The organism is Bacteroidales bacterium, assembly GCA_018334875.1.
In the GTDB taxonomy this organism is placed as follows: Bacteria; Bacteroidota; Bacteroidia; order Bacteroidales; family UBA12077; genus JAGXLC01.
The window spans coordinates 1-6,734 of the sequence record JAGXLC010000023.1 but is presented as its reverse complement, the minus strand read 5'-3'; the positions used below and the strand labels follow the sequence as shown (position 1 = coordinate 6,734).

Genomic DNA, 6,734 nt, shown 5'->3' with positions numbered 1-6,734 from the left:
CTGAGAAAAAGTTGACGCAAACCACCGGCTAAGCGGTTCAAAACCGCTAAGCCGGTATCAGATGGATCAATATATTGATTTCTAATTTGGACAAACCAAAACGGAAACACATTAAATTCCTTGAAAGCATCCTGTTTGGTTTTGGCTTGTTCAAATTAGGTATATAACTTATTAATGCTACAGCAGGTTAAAGACCTTCGGGCATCCGGCAACTTCCTATCCCCGAAGTATCCTATAAGAAATTTATGGCGCCAGCCTTCTGAGCACCCACTTCTTCTCCTCCAGTGAATATTCAATCCGGTCGTGCAGCCGGTTTTCTCTGCCCTGCCAGAATTCAAAGCGTGTAGGCCTGATCAGATAACCGCCCCAGTGGGGAGGCCGTTCGATCTTTTTGTTGCGGAAATATTCTGAATATTCCTGTTGCCTTTGTTCCAGGTATTTCCGGTCGGGGATCTCGGTGCTCTGATCCGAGGCCCAGGTGCCGATCCTGCTGGTTTCCGGTCTGGATTCAAAATAACGGTCGGATTCTTCTGGAGGGACTTTCTCTGTTACACCCTCCAGCCGAACCTGACTTTCCAGTTCAGCCCAGTAAAAGAGGGCAGAAACAAACGGATTTTCCTTTAACTGCCGGCCTTTTAAACTATTGTAATTGGTATAAAAAACCAGTCCTTCTGTTTTCATCTCTTTCAGCAGTACAGTGCGGGAGGTAACCCTTCCCTTTGCATCGGATGTGGAAAGGATCATGGCTGTGGGCTCATATGCCTCTGCATGAACTGCTTCATCGAGCCAGCGCTCCAGTTGTCTGAAGGGGTTTTTGTCCACATCATTTTTAGAGAGCGATCTTTGGGCGTATTCTCTTCTGATATGTGATAAATTGTATCTCATGAATATTTTGATTTGATTTTGGCACTGCTGATGCTTGCATTGAGCTCGAAACCAAGTATTAAAGCCAGAGAATTGAAGTAGGTCCAAATCAGTACCACCATCAAAGTGCCAATGGAGCCGTACAGCTTGTTAAGCTGGCCGAAATTATTGATGAATAATGAGAAGATTACAGAAGCCATAATTGTCAGAAAGGTGGCGAATATGGCTCCGGGTGAAAAAAAGTTCCAGTTAGGCCTTTTGGCCGGTGCCAGATAATATATGAACGATATGGCCAAAAGATGAAATAAAATGATGATAACCCATTGTCCGATTAGTATCAGGTAAAGGGTTATACCATATTCAAGTATGTTTTGTTCAACCAGCATATTTAAAACTGTCCGGCTTAATATGATCAGCAGTGTGGCAGAAGTGATCAGGGTAGCCAGGATGAAAACAAGACCAAGTGATATCAACCGCTGCGTGATCCAACTCCTGGTTTCTATATAGTGGTGGGTGGAATTAAAAGCGTCTATCAGAGCGTGGATGCCGTTCATTGAAAAGAACAAACTGGCCAGTGCACCGAAAGACAAAAGGCCCCAGTTTTTGGTCATTATAATATCCACCAGGGTAGATTTCAAAAGATTAAAAGCATTCTGGGGCAGGATGTTTTGAAAGACATTCAGAAGCTCCGTTTGAAAATTATCTATCGGGATGTAAGGAATAAGAGTAAAAAGGAAAATGATGCCGGGGAACATGGCCAGCACAAAGTTGAATGCCACCGAGGATGCCCGGGTAGTCAATGCTCCGTTTTTTAATCCATCTATGAAGAATTTGATTACTTCATAAAGGGGAATACTATAGAATCCCGGGAGGCTTATCCGTTTGGATCTCCTCTTTATTAAATTTATAATACCCTCGTTTCTTTTTCCGATATCCATACTGGTGAAGTTAATGTTCCTGATGTTTGAGTTTTGTTAATAATAATATTGCGGCTAAAAATAATAAGAAATTTGGATCGATGAAAAGGTGGCCAAACAAATGGGGAGGGTCTTCCGAAAGCCTGAAGTTTAAAAGTCTATTGCTTTGAGGCTCATATCAAGGCTCTTGATCTGATGAGTGAGGGCACCAACTGAGATATAATCCACACCACATTCAGCATATTGCCGGATGTTCTCCAATGTAATGTTTCCTGAGGATTCGGTTTCAAACATACCGTTGATCAGTTCAACAGCTCTTTTGGTGTCTTCCGTATTAAAGTTATCAAGCATGATCCTGTCTACCCCGCCTGTTTGCATAACTTCCCTGACTTCCTCCAGGTTTCTCACTTCAACTTCAATCTTAAGGTTTTTTTCCTGTTTGTGCAGGTATTTCAGAGTCTTGCGGATGGCTTTATCAATGCTTCCTGCAAAATCAATGTGGTTGTCTTTGAGCATGATCATATCATAGAGCCCCATGCGGTGATTGGACCCGCCACCAAGGGCTACAGCCTGTTTTTCCAGAATACGCAAGCCCGGAGTGGTCTTTCTTGTATCCAGAACCTTTGTGTTCAGGTCTTTTAACTTATCGGCATACAGTCTGGTTTGGGTGGCTATACCGCTCATCCGCTGCAGGAAATTCAAAGCTGGTCTTTCCGCCTGCAGAATGGAACGAACCTTTCCTTTAACCTGGAAAGCAATATCCGCCTTGTTTACTTTGTTTCCGTCAGAGATGTATAATTCGGTCCGGAGATTCGGGTCAATGATATCAAAAACCCTGCGGGCAATGTCTATACCTGCGATAATACCTTTTTCCTTTATAAGAAGCTGGGATGTTCCCTGTTTTCTTTTGGGAATACAGGCCAGGGAGGAATGGTCCCCGTCACCTATATCTTCTTTTACGGCTAATTCAAGTATGCTCTGGAGATGGTTGTTATTCAATTTCATTTTCAATACGCAGTTGATGGATAAGCAATTGGCCTTTTTGAGGTTTTAAAAGCATGTATACCCTAAAATTTCCTTCAAAGGTCTGAAGCCTTCCTATAGCATATTGAGCATCCTCTTTACCCCCTTTGTGGATAAATTTAAAATTTTTCGGGGGGTGTTTAACAAAAAAATCGTCCATGATTCGCTCTGCCTGGGATTTACTATATATATCCTCTTTTTCATCCACCGCAAGTTCCAGGTTATCGTTAAAAAATCTGGCAAGTTCTTTCGCTGTGCCTACTTTAAAAGCTACGGCAATATCATTGGGGATTTCCTGCGCGGTATCCGTAACCGCTTTGTTAAAAAATAAAGTAAAAATAACAAGCAGAGGTATTATTTTTGTGTACACATTCATGGTATGTTAAGTTTATTCTTAAATAATGCAAAAATTGAACCATTGTTATACGTGTTATAAAAAAAAGTGGGTTATGCATCTGATGCGCACATCATTGAAATAACGACGCCGACAGGAGTATTTTATACTTTTCTTTGTAAATTTGGTCTATATGAAGATTAAGGTTCTGGTAGTCGGAAAAAATAAGGAGGAATATATAGCGGACGCTTTGAGGGAATACCATAAAAGAATTAATAAGTACATCCGTTTTGATATTGAAGAGATCAGCAGCATCAAAGCATCCAAAAAATATTCTGAGAAGGAAATCAGGGAAAAAGAAGGGCAAAAGATACTGAAAGCATTACCCGGTGACTCCATTGTTGTACTTTTGGATGAGCGTGGAAAACAAATGAATTCCACGGAATTTGCAAAGTGGATTCAGAAGTTTATGAACTCGGGTACCCGCACTATGACATTTGTTATAGGCGGAGCTTACGGATTTTCTGATGGGCTTTATGAAAAGGCGGATATGAAACTGTCTTTCTCAAAAATGACTTTTTCCCACCAGATTGTACGGGTGGTTTTTGCTGAGCAGCTATATCGGGCATTTACAATTATCCACGGCGAACCCTATCATCATGGCGGTTGATTGATGACAATGATATTCCTTATGATATTGAATGAACAAATGTTATAAAATAGATTCTTAAAATGTACAGATTGCTGGTTTTTTCGGGGTTATTTTTGCTGTGCTTTGCTGCCAGCCTCTTTATGAATGCCTCTTTTGATAAGTATAAGAAACAGGAAATTGATAAGGAAGCATTTGTTGGTACACTATATTCAAAGCAAGACTTGATCGACGAGCATGTGTCGAATATCACCGGTAAGATTTCTGAATTGGGCCCGGATGAACTTGAACCTTCTTTCTTTTCCAATTATTCAAACCTGTTTCAATCCAGGGGTCTGGCACTTTATGTATTTTATGAAAACCAGCTTCAATATTGGAATACCAATACAGTACCGGTAAGTTCCCTTGATTCTGTCAGGGATCACAGTGTGAGCCAACTTGGAAACGGTTGGTATTATATCCGCGAGGAGCAAACCGATTCATTCCGGGTGGTGGGAATTGGACTATTGAAAAAAAATTACTCCTATGAAAACCATTATTTGAAGAGCACATTTCAGGAAGATTTTACACTTCCGGCGGATGTAGAGATTATAAAAGATTCTGATCAGGGAATCGCCATAAAAGACAGAGAGGGCCGATATCTTTTTTCGCTTTACCCTTCGGAATTTGAAAGAGGAGCTTCTTTCATGTATTACCTGTCGGTTGTTTTGTTTCTCGCTGCTTTTGTTTTTTTGTTTTTGTTTATCGGTCGGCTGTTACGGCAAACTATAGACTATACAAAAAGGTTTTGGCTCTTTATAATGGTTGTTGTTTTTCTGGGAGCGATACGTTTTTTTTCCGTTCATTTCCAGTTTCCTGACAACCTTTATCAATTGCAAATTTTTGATCCTTCATTTTATGCCTCTTCTGGTCTTATTCCTAATTTGGGGGATCTTATGCTGCACCTGGTTTGCCTTTGGTTTGTTGTCTGGCTGGCAACCCGTTATTTAAGACCGGTTGGCGGCATGAAAAAATACTCAAAATTATCCGCCATAGGGATTTCTTTCCTATGTTCATTAATAAATATCGCATTCTTTGGATTGATCTGGTATCTTTTTCGTTCATTGGTCTTCAACTCCAGTTTTTCCTTTGATTTTCACCGCTTCTTTGATCTGGAGTTTTCCGGTCTTTTGATGTTACTGACCCTATTTATTTTGTTTTTTATTTATTTTCTCTGGATTGATTATTTTATTGATAAGATAAGGAAGGTTGTCAATTATAAGGAATTTGTGTGGATATTTTTACCATTGTCCCTCGGGGCTTTGGCAATTGCTAATCAGTACGGAGTATCTTTGCAATGGTACACCATTGCGTTTTTTTATGTTACACACCTCCTTGTGGCTCTGATTGTTTTTTTTAATACCAGCTACAATTATCCGCGTTTAATCGTACTTATGTTGATATCGGTAGTTTTTATCATGTTGTTTATTCATCATCATACTGAGGTTAAAGAGAGAAATAAGCGCAAGGTGCTTGTTGCTAATCTGGAGAGTGAACGAGACCGGGTTGGGGAATTGTTATTGCAAAGAAGGGGAGAGCAAGTTGCATCTGATAACAGGATTGCTCAATGGATGAGACGTCATTTGGATAATGAGAGAAAGATATTCGATTACCTGAGAACCGAATATTTTGACGGTTATTTCAATAAGTATGATCTCCAGGTATCAGTTTGTGCACCCAATGATCAGCTTAGCGTTGTTCTTGATAACCGAACCGAGCAGCATCATTGCTACACGTTTTTCGATCAAATGCTTGATGAAGATGGTATTTCTGTTGGAAACAGCAATTTTTACTACCTGGATAACCTTAATGGCCGAATAAGCTATATAGGGATTATAAAGTATCATGAAGGGGATCAATACCAGGAATCTACTTTGTATATTTCTCTGGATTCCAAGTTGACCAGCGATCACCTCGGATATCCTGAGCTTCTGCTCACCAAAGAGCTTACTGATCCCGGGCCGCTGCAGGATTATTCCTATGCCAAATATAAATACAGCGAATTGATACGAAGGTCCGGCGATTATTCCTATCCCATGAAACTGATCCCGCGCTTTGAAACCGCCGGCGAATATACTTTTAAGGATTATCAGGATTACAGCCACTTGATATATAATATGGGAGAAGGTTCGGTGATCGTCATTAGCAAGCCTTTAAAGGGATTTCTTGATTTATTGGCCCAGTTTTCCTATATCTTTGCCTTCTTTTATCTGGTCACCCTGCTATTTATATTTATTTTCGGATTCCCCGAAAATATAAGCAAGTTCCATTACAATTTTAAGAATAAGATCAAGCTCTCCATGGTGCTCCTTCTGATACTTTCTATGATAGCCGTTGGTACTGGCACGGTTTATTATACAACACAACAGTTTCAGAAACAACAGAAAGAAAACATAAGTGAAAAAATGGAATCGCTGATTGTTGAAATGGAAAACGAACTGGGCACTGAAGATACCCTTACCCAGGAATACAGTGGTTATCTCAACGATCTGCTGACCAAATTTTCGAATGTGTTTTATGTGGATATGAATTTATACAACCTCGAAGGGCAATTGCTATCCACTTCCCGGCCGCAGATTTTTGACAAGAATTTGATAAGCCGGCGGATGAATCCGGTTGCTTACAATAAATTATCGGATGACAAACTACCCCGGTTCATACACGATGAGGTGATTGGGAATATGAAATATCATTCTGCCTATGTTCCTTTTTATAATGACCGCAATCAGTTGCTGGCCTATTTGAATATACCCTATTTTACCAGACAACAGGCGCTTCAGAAAGAAATCTATACAATCATCATGGTGATGGTAAATATTTATGTGTTTTTAATTATTCTGGGGACTGTGGTGGCGGTATTGATATCCAACACGATAACCAGGCCCCTTCGGTTGATTCAGCAAAAACT

At 40.3% G+C, this 6,734-nt stretch carries 6 protein-coding genes; 2 read left to right on the top strand and 4 right to left on the bottom strand.

What is annotated here, in order from left to right; genetic code table 11:
- Positions 1-243: 243 nt before the first annotated feature.
- The 4 genes from pdxH to KGY70_03630 form a co-directional block, all read right to left on the bottom strand.
- Positions 244-885: a pyridoxamine 5'-phosphate oxidase gene (pdxH, locus tag KGY70_03645; GenBank protein ID MBS3774258.1), complete on the bottom strand. Its 642-nt coding sequence runs from the start codon at positions 883-885 to the stop codon at positions 244-246.
- Positions 882-1,802 (bottom strand): YihY/virulence factor BrkB family protein, encoded by a 921-nt coding sequence (locus KGY70_03640; protein ID MBS3774257.1) that lies wholly within the window; start codon positions 1,800-1,802, stop codon positions 882-884. Before KGY70_03640 ends, pdxH begins: the two co-directional genes overlap by 4 nt.
- 129 nt (positions 1,803-1,931) lie before the next feature.
- Positions 1,932-2,786 (bottom strand): carboxylating nicotinate-nucleotide diphosphorylase, encoded by an 855-nt coding sequence (gene nadC / locus KGY70_03635; GenBank protein ID MBS3774256.1) that lies wholly within the window; start codon positions 2,784-2,786, stop codon positions 1,932-1,934.
- Complete coding sequence (locus KGY70_03630; GenBank protein MBS3774255.1) at positions 2,773-3,180, bottom strand: DUF4783 domain-containing protein; 408 nt, start codon at positions 3,178-3,180, stop codon at positions 2,773-2,775. The genes nadC and KGY70_03630 overlap by 14 nt, the downstream gene beginning before the upstream one ends.
- 151 nt (positions 3,181-3,331) lie before the next feature.
- Between KGY70_03630 and rlmH the strand changes: the two genes are divergently transcribed.
- Both rlmH and KGY70_03620 read left to right on the top strand, forming a co-directional pair.
- The gene (gene rlmH, locus KGY70_03625) at positions 3,332-3,808 is read left to right on the top strand and encodes a 23S rRNA (pseudouridine(1915)-N(3))-methyltransferase RlmH (GenBank protein MBS3774254.1); all 477 of its coding nucleotides are present in this window, start codon (positions 3,332-3,334) and stop codon (positions 3,806-3,808) included.
- A 62-nt stretch (positions 3,809-3,870) separates the two neighbouring features.
- On the top strand, positions 3,871-6,734 hold a 2,864-nt coding region (locus tag KGY70_03620; protein ID MBS3774253.1), incomplete at its 3' end, for a hypothetical protein.